Origin of the sequence: Nocardia testacea NBRC 100365 (genome assembly GCF_000308775.1) — a bacterium.
GTDB lineage: Bacteria > Actinomycetota > Actinomycetes > Mycobacteriales > Mycobacteriaceae > Nocardia > Nocardia testacea.
This window is the reverse complement of record NZ_BAGJ01000077.1, coordinates 1-14604: the sequence shown is the minus strand read 5'-3', so window position 1 is coordinate 14604 and position 14604 is coordinate 1. Positions and strand designations below refer to the sequence as shown.

17 protein-coding genes are annotated in these 14604 nt (G+C 71.3%); 13 read left to right on the top strand and 4 right to left on the bottom strand.

All coding sequences use genetic code 11. The annotated features are described in order from the left end of the window. The 7 genes from ON38_RS09650 to ON38_RS09620 all read left to right on the top strand — a co-directional run. On the top strand, window positions 1-474 hold a 474-nt coding region (locus ON38_RS09650; RefSeq protein ID WP_039824132.1), incomplete at its 5' end, for an HAD family hydrolase. Continuing rightward, window positions 471-1514, top strand: coding sequence for a glycosyltransferase family 9 protein (locus ON38_RS09645; protein WP_051164547.1), 1044 nt, complete (start codon window positions 471-473; stop codon window positions 1512-1514). The genes ON38_RS09650 and ON38_RS09645, both read left to right, overlap by 4 nt. Beyond that, the gene (locus ON38_RS09640) at window positions 1511-2074 is read left to right on the top strand and encodes a D-sedoheptulose-7-phosphate isomerase (protein WP_039824130.1); all 564 of its coding nucleotides are present in this window, start codon (window positions 1511-1513) and stop codon (window positions 2072-2074) included. Before ON38_RS09645 ends, ON38_RS09640 begins: the two co-directional genes overlap by 4 nt. Continuing rightward, window positions 2071-3444 carry a PfkB family carbohydrate kinase gene (locus tag ON38_RS09635; RefSeq protein ID WP_039824129.1) on the top strand — a complete coding sequence of 458 codons (1374 nt, stop codon included), beginning with the start codon at window positions 2071-2073 and terminating at the stop codon, window positions 3442-3444. The genes ON38_RS09640 and ON38_RS09635 overlap by 4 nt, the downstream gene beginning before the upstream one ends. A 20-nt stretch (window positions 3445-3464) precedes the next feature. After that, window positions 3465-4154 carry an SDR family oxidoreductase gene (locus ON38_RS09630; RefSeq protein WP_039824128.1) on the top strand — a complete coding sequence of 230 codons (690 nt, stop codon included), beginning with the start codon at window positions 3465-3467 and terminating at the stop codon, window positions 4152-4154. Further along, entirely contained in the window at window positions 4145-5095 is a 951-nt protein-coding gene (locus ON38_RS09625) for a glycosyltransferase family 9 protein (RefSeq protein ID WP_039824127.1), read from the top strand. The genes ON38_RS09630 and ON38_RS09625 overlap by 10 nt, the downstream gene beginning before the upstream one ends. Next, window positions 5088-6392, top strand: coding sequence for a UDP-glucose dehydrogenase family protein (locus tag ON38_RS09620; protein ID WP_039824125.1), 1305 nt, complete (start codon window positions 5088-5090; stop codon window positions 6390-6392). The genes ON38_RS09625 and ON38_RS09620 overlap by 8 nt, the downstream gene beginning before the upstream one ends. Before the next feature lie 91 nt (window positions 6393-6483). On the opposite strand, the gene ON38_RS09615 is transcribed toward ON38_RS09620, so the two are convergent. Together ON38_RS09615 and ON38_RS09610 are read right to left on the bottom strand one after the other, a co-directional pair. Then, window positions 6484-6669 (bottom strand): DUF2795 domain-containing protein, encoded by a 186-nt coding sequence (locus ON38_RS09615; RefSeq protein ID WP_039824124.1) that lies wholly within the window; start codon window positions 6667-6669, stop codon window positions 6484-6486. A gap of 110 nt (window positions 6670-6779) precedes the next feature. Then, window positions 6780-7010, bottom strand: coding sequence for a hypothetical protein (locus ON38_RS09610; protein ID WP_039824121.1), 231 nt, complete (start codon window positions 7008-7010; stop codon window positions 6780-6782). Window positions 7011-7258: 248 nt separating this feature from the next. Between ON38_RS09610 and ON38_RS09605 the strand changes: the two genes are divergently transcribed. From ON38_RS09605 to ON38_RS09585, 5 genes are all read left to right on the top strand, one after another. Further along, entirely contained in the window at window positions 7259-7846 is a 588-nt protein-coding gene (locus ON38_RS09605; protein WP_039824120.1) for an STAS domain-containing protein, read from the top strand. 223 nt (window positions 7847-8069) lie between these two features. Further along, a complete protein-coding gene (locus ON38_RS09600; RefSeq protein ID WP_083872478.1) occupies window positions 8070-8822 on the top strand; it encodes a GAF and ANTAR domain-containing protein in 753 nt (250 codons plus the stop codon). Window positions 8823-8927: 105 nt separating this feature from the next. Beyond that, the gene (locus tag ON38_RS09595; protein ID WP_039824119.1) at window positions 8928-9374 is read left to right on the top strand and encodes a DUF2269 family protein; all 447 of its coding nucleotides are present in this window, start codon (window positions 8928-8930) and stop codon (window positions 9372-9374) included. Window positions 9375-9435: 61 nt separating this feature from the next. Further along, entirely contained in the window at window positions 9436-9783 is a 348-nt protein-coding gene (locus ON38_RS09590; RefSeq protein ID WP_039824117.1) for a rhodanese-like domain-containing protein, read from the top strand. A 344-nt stretch (window positions 9784-10127) separates the two neighbouring features. Further along, window positions 10128-11360: a hypothetical protein gene (locus ON38_RS09585; protein WP_039824115.1), complete on the top strand. Its 1233-nt coding sequence runs from the start codon at window positions 10128-10130 to the stop codon at window positions 11358-11360. Between the two features lie 8 nt (window positions 11361-11368). Here the strand turns inward: ON38_RS09585 and ON38_RS37895 are convergent, their stop codons facing one another. Beyond that, window positions 11369-12160 (bottom strand): hypothetical protein, encoded by a 792-nt coding sequence (locus ON38_RS37895; protein ID WP_174372405.1) that lies wholly within the window; start codon window positions 12158-12160, stop codon window positions 11369-11371. A 159-nt stretch (window positions 12161-12319) separates the two neighbouring features. Further along, complete coding sequence (locus tag ON38_RS09575; protein WP_051164546.1) at window positions 12320-13639, bottom strand: MFS transporter; 1320 nt, start codon at window positions 13637-13639, stop codon at window positions 12320-12322. 56 nt (window positions 13640-13695) lie between these two features. On the opposite strand from ON38_RS09575, the gene ON38_RS09570 reads away from it, so the two are divergent. Continuing rightward, window positions 13696-14604 (top strand): GlxA family transcriptional regulator (locus ON38_RS09570; protein ID WP_051164548.1); only part of this gene is annotated, 909 nt, incomplete at its 3' end.

Here is a 14604-nt window from a genome sequence, read left to right as displayed (position 1 = left end):
TACCTCGCCGACCCCGCCGGGGTGCGGCCGGTGCCGGGCGCCGCCGACGCCCTGCGCCTGGTGCGGGCGGCCGGGATCCAGCTGGGCGTGGTCAGCAATCAGTCCGGTGTCGCGCGCGGGCTGATCAGTCCGGGCCAGCTGGCCGCGGTCAACGACCGGGTCGAGGAATTGCTCGGGCCGTTCGGCACCTGGCAGGTCTGTGTACACGGCGAAGACGACGGTTGTGTCTGCCGCAAACCCGCACCGGGTATGGTGCGCCGCGCCGCGGCCGAACTCGGGGTCGATATCGACCGCTGCGTACTGATCGGCGATACCGGCGCCGATGTGGCCGCCGCACTGTCGGCCGGGGCCCGGGCCGTACTCGTACCCACCGCACGGACCCGGCCCGAGGAGGTACGGCACGCGCGGGCGGCGGCGATGGTCGCGCCCGATCTCACCGAAGCGGTCCGGATGGCGATGGCGGGGCTGCTGTGACGGGCCGGGTGCTGGTGGCGCGGATGGACAACGTCGGCGATGTCCTGCTGGCGGGGCCGTGTATCCGCGCGGTCGCGGCACACGCCGGGCCGGTGACACTGCTGGCCGGGCCGCGCGGGCGCGCGGGCGCCGACCTGCTGCCCGGTGTGGATCGCGTGCTGACCTGGTGCGCCCCCTGGATCGACCCGGAACCCCCGGCGGTGACCGCGACGGGCGTCGATGCCCTCGTCGAGGAACTGCGTGGCCTGGACGTGGACCGCGCGTTGATCCTCACCTCGTTCCATCAGTCGCCGCTGCCGCTCGCCCTGGTGCTGCGGATGGCCGGGGTCGGCTGGATCGGCGCCATCTCCGAGGACTACCCCGGTTCGCTGCTGGACCTGCGGCACCGTGTCACCGGCGACCCACCCGAGGCCGAACGCGCCCTGTCGCTGGCCACCGCGGCCGGCTTCCGGCTCCCGCCGGGTGACGACGGCGGATTGGCGGTGCGTGGCCCGCTACCGGACGTCGGCGATCGCACCGGCGAGCCCGGATATATCGTCGTCCATCCCGCCGCGTCGGTACCGGCTCGCCAGCTGTCCCCCGGACGGTCGGCGGCCGTCGTCGCCGCGCTCGCCGACGCCGGGTACCGCGTGATCGTCACCGGCGCCGACGCCGATCGGCCGTGCACCGCACAGGTGGCCGGTGATCGCGCTCTGGACCTGGGCGGCGCGACCACCCTGCCGGAACTGGCCGCGGTACTGCGCGACGCGAGCGTCGTGGTGGCGCCGAATACCGGACCCGCGCATCTGGCCGCGGCCGTCGGCACCCCGGTCGTCTCCCTGTTCGCGCCGGTGGTCCCGGCGGCGCGGTGGGCGCCCTACGGCGTGCCGGTGACAGTCCTCGGCGACCAGGACGCACCGTGCCGGGACAGCAGAGCACGGGAGTGCCCGATCGCCGGACATCCGTGCCTGGAATCGATTTCCCCGGACGACGTCGTCCTGGCGGTGAAAGAACTCATCGCAGGCGGGTCCGCCGGTCTGCAGACAGGAGGTGTGTCGTGATGGAAGAGCATTTCGCGGCTCTGTGCCGGGCACTGCAGCGCGTTGACGCGCACGCGCCGGAAATCCGTTGGTGGGGGCGCGAACTGGCCACGGTGTTCCGCGACGGCGGCCGCCTGCTCGCCTGCGGTAACGGGGGCAGCGCGGCCGAGGCCCAGCATCTGACCGGCGAACTGGTCGGACGCTTCCACAACGAGCGGCGCCCGCTGTCGGCGATCGCGCTGCACGCCGACACCTCCGCGGGGACCGCCATCGTGAACGACTACGGCGGGCACGAATTGTTCGCCCGGCAGGTTCGCGCCCACGGCCGGCCCGGCGACGTACTCGTCCTGCTGTCCACCAGTGGCACCAGCCAGAATGTGGTGGCCGCCGCGAAAGCGGCGCACGATATCGGGGTCACCACCTGGGCCATGACGGGACCGGCGCCCAATCCGCTGGCCGCCCTGAGCGATCGGGCGATCGCGGTGGAGGCGCCGAGCACCGCCACCGTGCAGGAGGTGCATCTCGCTCTCGTGCACACCCTGTGCGCGGCGCTCGACGAGGCACTGGGAATTCCGGCGTGAAACCGCTGATCGTCCTCGGCGACAGCCTGCTCGATGTCGATATCGAAGGCGACGCGACCCGGCTGTGCCCGGAGGCGCCGGTCCCCGTGGTCGATGTCCAGAGCAGGCGGCTGCGGCCGGGCGGCGCCGGGCTGGCCGCGATCCTGGCGGCCCGCTCGGTGGCCGAGGTCGTACTCGTCACCGCGACCGCCGACGACGACGGCGGTCGCAGCCTGCGACGGCTGCTCGACCGGGAAGTCGAGGTGGTGCCGATGGCGCTGCGGGGCGAAACGGTACGCAAGACCCGGGTCCGCGCGGGCGGCCAGTCGCTGGTCCGGCTGGACACCGGCGACGGCACCGCGGAGGCCGGGCCGCTCGATCCCGCGATCGTCCGGGCGCTGCGCGCGGCCGGAGCGATCCTGGTCGCCGACTACGGACGCGGGGTGGCCGCACATCCCCGGATCCGGCGGCTGCTGGGCGACCTCGGCCCGTCGGTGCCCGTGGTGTGGGATCCGCATCCGCGCGGGCCGGCGCCGATCCCCGGCGCCGCCCTCGTCTCACCGAATATGAGCGAGGCGCGGCAGTTCGCGCCCGGGTACGCCGAACCGGACGAACTGGCGAAAGTGCTCCGGGACGAGTGGACCGCGGATTCCGTCGCCGTGACCCTCGGCTCCGCCGGCGCGGTCCTGGCCAACGGTAAGCGACTGGCCACGGTGCCGGTGCCCGGCGAGATCCGCGTCGGCTCCGCCACCCACGACACCTGTGGAGCCGGCGACCGGTTCGCCTCCGCCGCGGCGGCGGCCCTGCTGGACGGCTCGACGGTGGCCGAGGCGGTGGGCCGGGCCGTGGGCGATGCCGCCGGATTCGTCGCCGCCGGTGGCGCGGCCGCCCTGTCGTGCGAGGACCTGCCCGCAGCCATGAGCACCGAACGCACCGAACGCACCGGATCGGCGTTCGAGGTGGCGGCGGATGTGCGGGCACGCGGCGGCCGGCTCGTCGCCACCGGCGGCTGTTTCGATCTCCTGCATCCCGGCCATGTCAGCCTCCTGCGCCGGGCCCGCGCCATGGGCGACGCACTGATCGTCTGCCTCAACTCCGACGATTCGGTACGCCGGCTGAAGGGGCCGAGCCGCCCGATCGTAGCCGCGCGCGACCGTGCCCGGCTGCTCGGCGAACTGTCCTCGGTCGACGCCGTCACGATTTTCGACGAGAGCTCCCCGGCCACCGTGCTGGAGCGACTGCGCCCCGATATCTGGGTCAAGGGCGGCGATTACACCGAAGCGGATCTGCCCGAGGCCGGCGTCGTCCGCGAGCACGGTGGCGAGATAGCGCTGATCCCCACGATCCGCGGTTATTCGACAACCCAGCTGGTCACCCGATCCCGGCGCTGACCCGAGAACGAAGGAGTGCGATGCGAAACCCTGGAAACGTCCTGATCACCGGCGGCGCCTCCGGTCTCGGCGCCGCGGTCACCGCCGCGGTGCTCGAGCGCGGGGGCCGTCCCCTGGTGATCGACCGGGACCAGCCCGAGACGACGGTCGACTTTGTCCGGGCCGACCTCGCCGATACCGCCGCCGCAGACAATGCCGTCCGCGAACTCCTCGACACCGCCGACGGCCGGATCGACGGCGTGTTCACCGCCGCCGGAACCGATGCCTGCGGACCACTGGACCAGGTACCCGCCAAGGATTGGGACCGGGTGATCCAGGTGAACCTGCTGGGCACGGTGGCCGTGGTCCGCGCGGCGCTGCCCACGTTGCGGAAACACCGGGGCACCGTGGTGACCTGCGCGTCCACCCTCGGTCTGCGCGCCGCGAGTGATGCCACCGCCTACTGCGCGTCGAAATTCGGCGTGATCGGGTTCACCCGGGCGCTCGCCGCCGAGACCGCCGGGGAGGTGGGGGTGACCCTGCTGGTGCCCGGCGGGATGCATACGGCGTTCTTCGACGGGCGCGACGAGAAATACAAACCGCCACCGGAGGCGAAACTGAACCGGCCGGCCGATGTCGCGAACACGGTGCTGTTCGCGCTGGGCCAGCCGCCCGGATGCGAGGTCCGCGAACTCGTGGTCTGCGCTTCGGAAGAGGGGTCGTGGCCCTGAGCGGCTCGATTCTCGTACTGCGCGCGCTCGGCCTGGGCGATCTGCTGACCGCGGTACCCGCACTCCGGGCGCTACGCGCCGCCTACCCGGCGGATCGCCTGGTGCTGGCCGCGCCGGAACCACTGCGCGGCCTGGTCGATCTCGTCGAGGCGGTCGACGAGTTGCTGCCGACGTCCGGTCTGGGCGCGCTGCGCCGGCCGCACGAACCGCCGCGGCTGGCGGTCAACCTGCACGGGCGGGGCCCGGAGAGTATCCGCGACCTGGCGGCGACCGGGCCGGGCTCGGTACTGACCCATCACCATCCCGATTTCCCCGCCCACCCCGGCCCGGCCTGGCGGGCCGACCTGCACGAGGTGGACCGCTGGTGCCGGCTGCTGGAGTACGCGGGGATCCGCACCGATCCCACCGCGCTGCGGCTGCGTCCGCCGCCGACACCCACACCGGCGCCGGACGCGGTCGTGATCCACCCGGGCGCGGCCTATCCCGCCCGGCGCTGGCCGCCCGAACGTTTCGCCCGCGTGGCCCGCGAACTCGCCGCCGACGGCCGCCCGGTGGTGGTCACCGGATCGCCCGCGGAGGTGCCGCTGGCGCAGGCTGTCGCCGGCCGGGCCGGGGTGCCCGACTCCGCGGTGTACGCCGGACGTACCGACACGACCGGGCTGGCGGCGCTGGTCGCCGGTGCGGCGCTGGTCGTCTGCGGCGATACCGGCGTCGGGCATCTCGCGACCGCGTTCGGCACGCCGTCGGTGCTGCTGTTCGGACCCACTTCGCCGGGTACCTGGGGCCCGCCGCCCACCGCGGAATGTCATATCGCGCTGTGGGCGGGGCAACTCGGCGATCCGCACGGGGATCGTCCTGATTCCGGGTTGCTGGAGGTGCGACCCGAACGCGTCCTCGGCGCCGCGGCCGAGGTCATCGGAAAGGGGGTCCGCCATGGGTAGTCGCGTCGGTGTGGTCGGCGCCGGATATGTGGGGCTCACGAGCGCCGCCTGTCTGGCCCATCTGGGTCATCACGTGGTCTGTCTGGACAACGACGAGACCAAGATCGAACAGCTGCGCGCGGGCCGGGTCGCGATCGTGGAGCCGGGGTTGCCGGAACTGGTCCGGGCCGGCCTGGACGAGGACCGGCTCGTCTTCACCACCGACCCGGAGTCGCTGGCCGAGGCCGAGGTGGTGCTGCTGTGCCTGCCGACCCCCCGTGGCGACGGCGGAGCGGCCGATCTGGGTGTGCTCGACACCGCGCTCGAGACGCTGGCCGGCGTGCTGCGGCCGGACTGCACCCTGGTCACCAAATCCACTGTGCCGGTGGGGACGGCGGCCCGGCTCTCGGCCCGTCCCGGCCGCGCGGGCACGGCCGTGGTGAGCAATCCCGAATTCCTGCGGGAAGGCCGGGCGGTACAGGATTTCCTGCGGCCGCACCGGGTGGTCATCGGCGCCGCGGCGCGGGACGCGGAATCCGCCGATCGGGTCGAAGAGCTGTACGCGGGAACAGGCGCCGCGGTACTGCGCTGCGATACGGCAGGCGCGGAACTGGCCAAATACGCCAGCAATGCCTTTCTGGCGGTGAAACTGTCGTTCGTGAACACCCTGGCCGAATTGTGCGAACGCGTCGGCGCCGATATCGGCGAGGTCACCGGCGCGATGGGGATGGACGACCGCATCGGGCCGGATTTCCTCGCCCCCGGACCCGGCTGGGGCGGTTCCTGCCTGCCCAAGGACACCCATGCGCTGCTGCGCGCCGCGGAAGCGGCGGGCGTGGATTTCGCCATCCTGCGCGATGCCGTACGCGCCAACGACCGGCAGCACGCCATGGTGCTGCGCAAGGTGCGGCGCGCGGTCACCGGCTCGGTCGACGGTTCGCTTGCCGGTGCCCGTGTCGGCGTGCTGGGTCTGGCGTTCAAAGCCGGGACCGGAGATCTGCGCGACTCGCCCGCGGTCGCGGTGGCGCGGCAGCTGTGCCGGCACGGCGCCACCGTGAGGGCCTACGACCCGTGCGTCCCGGGCAGCACCCCCGGACTCGATCCGATACAGGTGGTGGACGACCCTTATCCGGTCGCGGACGGCGCGGCCGCACTCGTGATTCTCACCGAATGGCCCGAATTCCGCGCCCTCGACTGGTCGCGACTGAAGGCCCGAGCCGACCGCGCGATCATTGTGGACAGCCGCAACCTGCTGGACCGCGACGTCCTGCGCGGAACCGGTTTCGAGGTGGTGGGTATCGGCACCGGCGCAGAGTGACCGCGGGTCACTTCGCGCTCGTCCCGGATTCGGCGACCGGGCCGGGGTGCCTCGTCGGCACGACCCCCGGCCCGGCTGCTGCCCGGTGTACTCAGAAAATCGCCTTGCTGACCGCGTCCGGCCCGTCGAAGGACCGGTCCGGCAGGCCCCCGAGGACGTCGAGCACGTCCGCGTCGGCTCCGTTGCTCTTCGCCGTGGAGACGAGGCCGTCGCGGTCACAGGGATAGTCGACTCCGGACAGATACTTCTGCACCTGCACAGGACTGATCTGGCTCATAGTGCGCTCCCTTGTTCGTAGACTCTTGTGGGCACGGCGATTCGACTCCGCCGCGTTGACGAACTCGGTGCCTGTCCGCCCGGCACCCTGGTGCACCGCCGCCGAGACGATCAGCTCAGACGGCGGGCGAGCAATGCCTTCGCCTGCTCGGCACCTTTACGGCTCTCGCCCTGCGCCCGCCGGAAGAAATCGGCGAGCTCGGTATCACCGGCCCGCTCGGCGTCCTGGCTGTAGATCTCCATTCGCAGTGCGTTGCTCAACGATGCCTCGGCGAACCAGAGCAGGTTGTAGTCTTTGTCCTTGGTCCCGGTGACCTGGCCGGTTTCCTGATCGATCGGCATGTCCCGTACCTCCTGACCTTGTTGCCGATGACGGCAGCCTGCCGTCACCCGGCCGCCTACCCGGGGCCGGTGCGGGCAAACACCCTCGCGCCGCGCGAAGGCAGGCGCCGGATTCGCGCCCGCGGCTCGGCATACCCGGCCGCGGACCCGGGCGCGTAGGGTGGGGCTGACGGGTTCACGTTCGCCTTGAGACTCCAGGGTCGGCCCGACCACGATGCCGCACGGCATCTCGACTGATTCAGGTCCCCATGAAGCCTCTCGGTTCTTCGGCTCCACCTTCTGCCCGTATTTCCCCGTCACCATCCAGGTCGCCCGGTGACCAGCTGACCTTCCGGACTCTCCGGCGCGGCGAAATCGCCGTCCTGGCCGTCCGCGGCGAAGCGGACGCCTTCACTCTCGCCCTGTGGCGGCAGAAGGTCCGTGAGGCGGCCGAAGCGGCGAGCGCCGGATGCGGCTCGCTCATCGTCGATGCCACCAGGCTCGGGTTCCTGTCGCTGCGCACTGTGGAAGCGCTGGCGGCCGATGCGGCGGAATACCGCCGCGACGGCGTGGAGATATGCCTGGTGACCGGTTACGCGCGCCTCGCGCGCCTCGCCGGCGCCGATCCCCGGACCGCCGGCCTACCCATCCGCTCCACCGTCGTCGCGGCAGTGACCACGCTGCAGCAGCGGCCGGAGAGCACGACCGGTGCGCCGGGCCGGTTCGGAACCCCGGTCGTCATCCGGGACGAGCCGGGTATCGACCGGCCCGTCTATCGGGCCGGCGAGATCGTTCCCGGACACGCGGCCGGCATCCCGGATGCCGTGATCGGTACGGCGATGCCGCGCCGCCGGTAACCCGCGAGCCGTTCGCCGGACAACCCGGCCGGAGTCCCGATGGCCTCCGGCCGCGGTATTTCTCCGGCCGCCGCCGGGGTAACCCGCCCGGCGGGCGTGCGAGATCGCCGGGTCGGCACCCGACGTAGGCTGGAGAACGGTTGTGGCCTCCGGACGAGAGCCCGCGGGCGACGTCCCCGGCCGGGCCCGGCCGGGGACCCTATTGCGGAAGGTGCTTCCGACCATGGCGACCGATCCACGAGCCGGCCCCGGCGAGGACACGGCGCGGGAAGCGCCGGGACGGTCCCGGATACCGGCGGACCTGGCCGAGCGATTGGGTGATCTGGCCCGCTACCTGGAATCGCGGGCGGATGTGACGGCCACTCTGCAGGGCATCGTCGATACCGCGGTGGATACCGTACCGGGCGCGGCGTACGCGGGAATCTCGGTGGTCACCCGACGGCGGTTGATGGATACGCCGATCGTCTCGGCGGCCGTGGTCGTGGAGGTCGACCGCGCCCAGATCGACGTCGAACAGGGCCCCTGCCTGGACGCGCTGTACGAACGGCACACCGTCGCACTGCCCGATACCGCCGGAGAACCACGGTGGCCGCGGTTCGCCGCGCGCGCCGCCGAACTCGGAATCGGCAGCATGCTCTCTTTCCAGCTCTATGTACTGCGCGACGATCTCGGCGCCCTCAATCTGTACGCCCGCACACCCCGCGCCTTCGGCGCCGACTCCGAACGTGTGGGACGACTCTTCGCCGCCCACGCCGGCGTGGCGATGGCCACGGCGCAGCAGGTGTCGCAGTTGAAGCACGCCATCGATACCCGCGACCTGATCGGTCAGGCCAAGGGCATTCTCATGGAGCGGTACAAACTGACCGCCGACCAGGCCTTCGCCCTGCTGGTGCGCGCCAGTCAGCACAGCAATACCAAGCTCACCGAAATCGCTTCCTACCTCTGCCGCAGCGGCGAGCTGCCCATCGACGGTTAGCTCGCGGCCTCGCCCGGTGCTACTGTGCCGTCGCCGACACCCCTTCAGCCAAGCTGAAGGATCTGTTAGGCTTCAGCTCACCTGAAGGTTGAGAGGGAGCTGTCCATGCACAACCTGCTGCTGTCGGTCCACGTCCTGGCAGCGATCGTTTTCGTCGGCGGCTCCGCCGTGGCCACCAGCCTTTTCCCTCGCTACGCCCCGGTGTCCGGCGCCGCGGACGCTGCCCCGCAGCGTCATCACGCCGTCGCCGCCGCCCTGCACCGGATCACCGGCACCTACGGCCGGCTGAGCCTGATCGTCCCCGTAGTCGGCATCGTCCTCGCCACCCTCCAGGACCGACTGGGCGAGATCTGGATCACCGCGGCGATCGTTCTCACCGCGTGCGCCGCCGCGGTCGTGCTCACGACGATCCACCCGATGCAGCGTCAAGCCCTGGAAACACCCGACGACGGACGGCGACTGCGCACCCTCGGCATGCTCACCGGCGGCTACAACGTGCTGTGGCTCGTCGTCGTGGTGCTCATGATCGTGCGCCCCGGCGCCACCGCCTGACCCGGTAAGACCGCGAAAAGGTCACCGTCCCCGCCTTCCGAGGAAATGAGGATCGACTCCCATGGGCATCCGCCACTACCTGTACCGCGCTCCCTCCCTGTCCGCGCCGGAGGCGATCGCCGCCGTCGGCGACGGAGCGTTGATCGTGGATGTGCGCCGGCAGTTCGAATGGAAGCGCACCCACATTCCGGGTGCTGTCCACCTACCGCTCGAACAGTTGGCGACGGGATACGAACAGCTGCCCGATGATCGGCTTCTGATCACCTTCTGCACCGGCGGCCTGCGGTCCTACGGCGCCGCGAACCTCCTCATCGAATACGGCTTCGAGGCGAAGAACATGTCGGGCGGCCTGGTCGAATGGCGAGCCGCCGGCGGCTCGCTCGAGCCGGGTGGACGACCGGACGCCTGACGAGCGCCGGCGCGGACACCAGGGCTGGCCTCCGTCGCCCGGACTCCGGTTACCAGCGGTGACAACTCCGAAAATCAGCAATCGAACGGCCACCGATTTCTTACCGCGTATGGGTCGAGCCCATCGATATCGGTTCCAGCGCATGCGCTCACGAGCCGGTGCCGATTGCGGTTTCCACGCGGCCGACTGCCAACATTCCGCAACTGCCGGAACTGCGGATTTCATGTCAACGGTGGTTAAGTTCTCGTTGATCGTCTCCTCCCAGGGCCCGGAAAGTGTTCGAATGTTCTGTACCGGAGGAGAGAAGAAATATCGTCCGGGCCTGCGCCCAGGAGGTTGTCACCGTGACCGAGACCAGCGGCGCCACGCTGCGTCCGTCCGCACTGGACCGATTGATCCAACTCGACGAGAACGAGGAACTGTCCGTCGAGGATGTGCGGTCCACAGCGCGCAAGCTCGGTCTGGCCGAGGGACAACTACACCAGTACCTGACGATCCGCCGGGCGCGGCGGGCCCCGGCCGGGCCCGCGGTGCCGGAACCCGCCACTCGCATAATGGGTTACCGCGACGCCGAGAACCGGGACCCGATCGCCGAAGTCTCGCTGACCACCGGTGACGAGGGCCTGCCCTGGATCCCCGACAGCGATGTCACCACCTTCCGCGCCGACGCCCACCGCAGTCTGTCCGCGGCGGAATTCGCCCGTCTCGACGTGGTGTACACCGAAGGGATGGAGGCGACCTGCCGCTGGCTCGCCGCGCGTACCGGCCGGCCGTGCACGCATCACCCGGACGGCGCCACCACGCCGATACCGTTCGGCGAACCAGGCACCGGCGGATACCTTTGGGATCACTCGTTCTCGACGGCCCGCCCGGAGTTCGCCGAGGTGACCCACCCCGGCGAACGACACGAGATCCTCGGGCTGTACCGGTTTCTCGGTGAACTCGTCTGCGGCAGTCCGGGCCGGGGGCACACCGTGGCCCGGCTGCGCGGGGCCCAGGCGGGTTTCCTGCTGCACGGTATGCGATTGGCACTGCCGCCCGACCTCAACTACTCGGTGGGTCCCTGGCTGACCACCGCGCGCATCGACGACAGCACCCTCGGCCGGATCCGGGCACGCACCGGTAATCCGGTCGACGCGGCGGCCCTCGCCACGCTGTTGTGTACCGGCGCCACCATGGTGGAGCTCGGTTCGGTGCCGCGTACGGGACTCACCCGCGACGGACTGGTCTTCACCGGGCCGATCGGTTACGTCCAGCCCGCCGACCTGTACGTCTGGGTTCTGCCGGGGCCGGTGCGGGCACTGCTGCACGAGGCCCGCGCGTACCAGGAAGCACACCCCGCACCCCCGGCGAAACTGTTCGCCGGCGCCATCGGCGGTGCCGGGCGCCGCCTCCGTCACACCGCGGCACGGTGCGACACCACGTTGCCGGACCTGCATCACTGGCACCACAGCTGGATCCGCGGGGCCGGGCTGCTGCGCGGAGCCGAATCACCGGAACCCGTGCACAACACCGATCTGTTGTTCGCTCTGCGGCTCAGTCCTAATCCCGCACCGCCGCGCGCCCGTTCGGTCTGACCGGGGAGTCACCCGGGCCACGCGCCTTCCGGCGCCGGACGGGAGCCGGTGATGTGCGCGGGTACGGGAGTCGCGGGAGGCCCACCACGACCGGGCCGGATCGTCGCCAGTGCCCCGAGCACGTCGGCCGTCTGGTCCGCGGGACCGCCACGGGTGTGCGCGGCCACCGTGAAAACCGGCCCGAACGATGCCGAGGCGACCTCCTGCGGCGGGGCGTCCGCCCATCCCCATTTGGTGCCCTGGACGCCGGGCAGCGCGGCTGTACCCCAGTTCTGCTCGGTGCCATCGGCGGCGCGGGGCGCGGCGGTGGCCATCCAGGAAAGAATCGGGGAGGCCGGATCGGAGCGCTGTTTGGCGGCGAGGAAATCGGCGACGTCGGCGGTACTGGTGGTGGAGCTGCCCCAGTTCGCGCCCGGCCGGGTTTCCGTCAGCCCGTATTCGGCGGCGACGATCGCGATGGCCTGGGGATATTTCGCCTCCACCGCGTCGGCGGCCGCATCGTCGGAATACCGGATCATGCGCTCACCGTGGGCGCGGTCACCGGCCGAACCGTCGCCGTGGCGCAGTGCGTAATCGGTGAGGTAGAGCTTGGCCAGCGACAGCGCGCTGCGTATCTGGTGCTCTTCGGAGTTGCCCCAGCGCAGGCCGGTGAGCGAACGCACCGACAGCGCTGTGCGTGGCGCGGGCTCGCCCGCGGCGGTCGGCGGGACCGGATCGGGCACCGGCGTCGCCTGCGCGACCGGCGGACCGAGAGCACAACAGGTGACGAGTGCGGCGAAGGCGAGGGCGCGGTAGTCCATGGCCTCTCCCGGCGTCGGTGCGGGGCACGGTCGGCCCGCGGTCATCGAGCGCTTTCCCCTGCGCACAGCGCGCAAACTCCGGTGACGACTCAGGGCGGTAACAGTCGGCGCACGGTGCCTCCCTCGCCGGCCGGACGGCCCGATCCGCCGCCGCTCCGGTCAGGCCCGCTCGGCGACCGGTGCCGCCGCGGCCGCCGGGAAATCGGACCGCGGCCGCCGGGCGGCACCGCACAGGAGTGCCGCCGCCACACACAACCCCGCGGCCACGTAGAAGGCGAGGTCGTAGGAACCGTGTGCGTCACGAATCCAGCCCGCGCCGAACGCGGCCACGGCGGCACCGAGCTGGTGGGCGGCGAACACCCAGCCGAACACCACCGGTGTCGAGGCGCCGAACCAGGCGCGGCAGATCGCGATCGTCGGAGGCACGGTGGCGACCCAGTCGAGACCGTAGAAGACGATGAAAACCCAGGTGCTCGGCTCGGCACCGGGCGAGAGCAGCGACGGTAGCAGCAGCAGCGACGCCCCGCGGCCGAGGTAGTAGATCACCAGCAGCACGCGGGGATCCACGCGATCGGTGAGCCAGCCGGAGAAGACCGTGCCCGCGACGTCGAAGATCCCGATGGTGGCCAGAAGTGAGGCGGCCACGGTGACCGGCATGCCGTGATCGTGCGCGGCGGGGATGAAATGCGTGCCGATCAAACCGTTCGTCGTCATTCCACAGATGGCGAAACTGCCCGCGAGCAGCCAGAACACGGGAACCCGCGCGCCCTGCGCCAGCCCGGCCAGCGCTGCCGTGAAAGTGCCGCCGGGTAGTGGGCCCGCCGTGGGCTCCGATTCGCCGCCGTAGGCGGTGAGGCCCATATCGCCGGGACGGTCCCGGATGAACAGCACAACCAGCGGGATCACCGCCAGCGCCGCGAGGGTCACGATGATGGAGGCCCAGCGCCAGCCGAAGGCGTCGGTAACTCCGGCGACCACGGGCAGGAACACGAGCTGGCCCGTCGCGCTCGCCGCGGTCAGCACCCCGGTGACCAGCCCCCGCCGGGCCACGAACCACCGGGTCGAGACGGTCGCCACGAAACCCATGGAGAGGGACCCGGTACCGAGCCCGACCAGCACACCCCACAGCAACACCAGCTGCCAGCTCGCACTCATGACGGTGCCCACACCGGTTCCGGCGGCGATGAGCAGTAGCGCACCGGTGAGGACCGGGCGCACGCCGAACCGGTCCATGAGCGCGGCGGCGAATGGAGCGGTGACACCGAACAGCACCATGTTCACCGACATCGCGCCGCCGATCGTCGCATGCGACCAGGCGAATTCCTCGTGCAGCGGCGTCATCATCACACTCGGCACCGCCCGGAATCCGGCGGCGCCCAGGATCGCCACGAAACTCACGCCCGCGACGATCCAGGCGAAATGCGGTCGCGGCCACCGCCCGGCCCGCGCGACCGCGCCCCCGGACTCGATCTTCGTCATCACGATGATCAGCCTCCGGCAGGCGCTGCCGGGCCGCCAGTGGCAGAATTGACATTATGCGTGAAGATCCTGCCATCGGTGAGGGGCGGCGGCGGCCGCATACCGTCGCTGTGCTGCTGCTCGATCCGGTGATCGGTTTCGACGCGACCATCCCGTCGCTGGTCTTCGGCGAGGCCACCGACGAGGCGGGCAATCGGCTGTATCGGGTCGTGACGTGTTCCCTGGAGGCCGGGCCCGTACCGGCCACCGCCGGGTATTCGCTGGTCGCCGCAGCCGGCCCGGAGGCACTCGCCGACGCCGATACGGTGATACTTCCCGGCACCAGGTACCGCCCCGCCCGGTCCGACGGCGAACTCGGCCCGGCACTCGCCGCGGCACTGGCCACCGTGCCCGCCGGCGCCCGGATGGTGTCCATCTGCACCGGCGCTTTCGTCCTCGCCGCCGCGGGGGTCTTCGACGGCCGCCGCGCCACCACCCACTGGCGCTACGCCGACGATTTCCGCCGGCTGTTCCCCGCGGTCGAAGTCGACGAGTCCGTGCTGTTCGTGGACGAGGGCACGGTGCTCAGCTCGGCGGGCCTGGCGGCCGGAATCGACCTGTGCCTGCACATCATCCGCCGCGATCACGGCGCTACCGTGGCCAATCGGGCCGCCCGCTATTGCGTCGTACCGCCCTGGCGCGAGGGCGGGCAGGCCCAGTTCATCGAACATCATGTTCCCGGACCCGACGACCTCAGCACCGCCGCCACCCGGGCCTGGGCGCTGACCCGGCTGGCCGAGCCGCTCAGCGTCGCAGCCCTCGCCGCGCACGCGCGCATGAGCCCGCGGACCTTCAGCCGCCGGTTCCGGGCCGAAACCGGACTGTCGCCGGGGGCCTGGCTCCGCGACCGCCGGGTCGATCTGGCCCGGGAACTGCTGGAGTCGGCGGATATCCCGGTGGATGAGGTCGCGGCGCGGTCCGGGCTC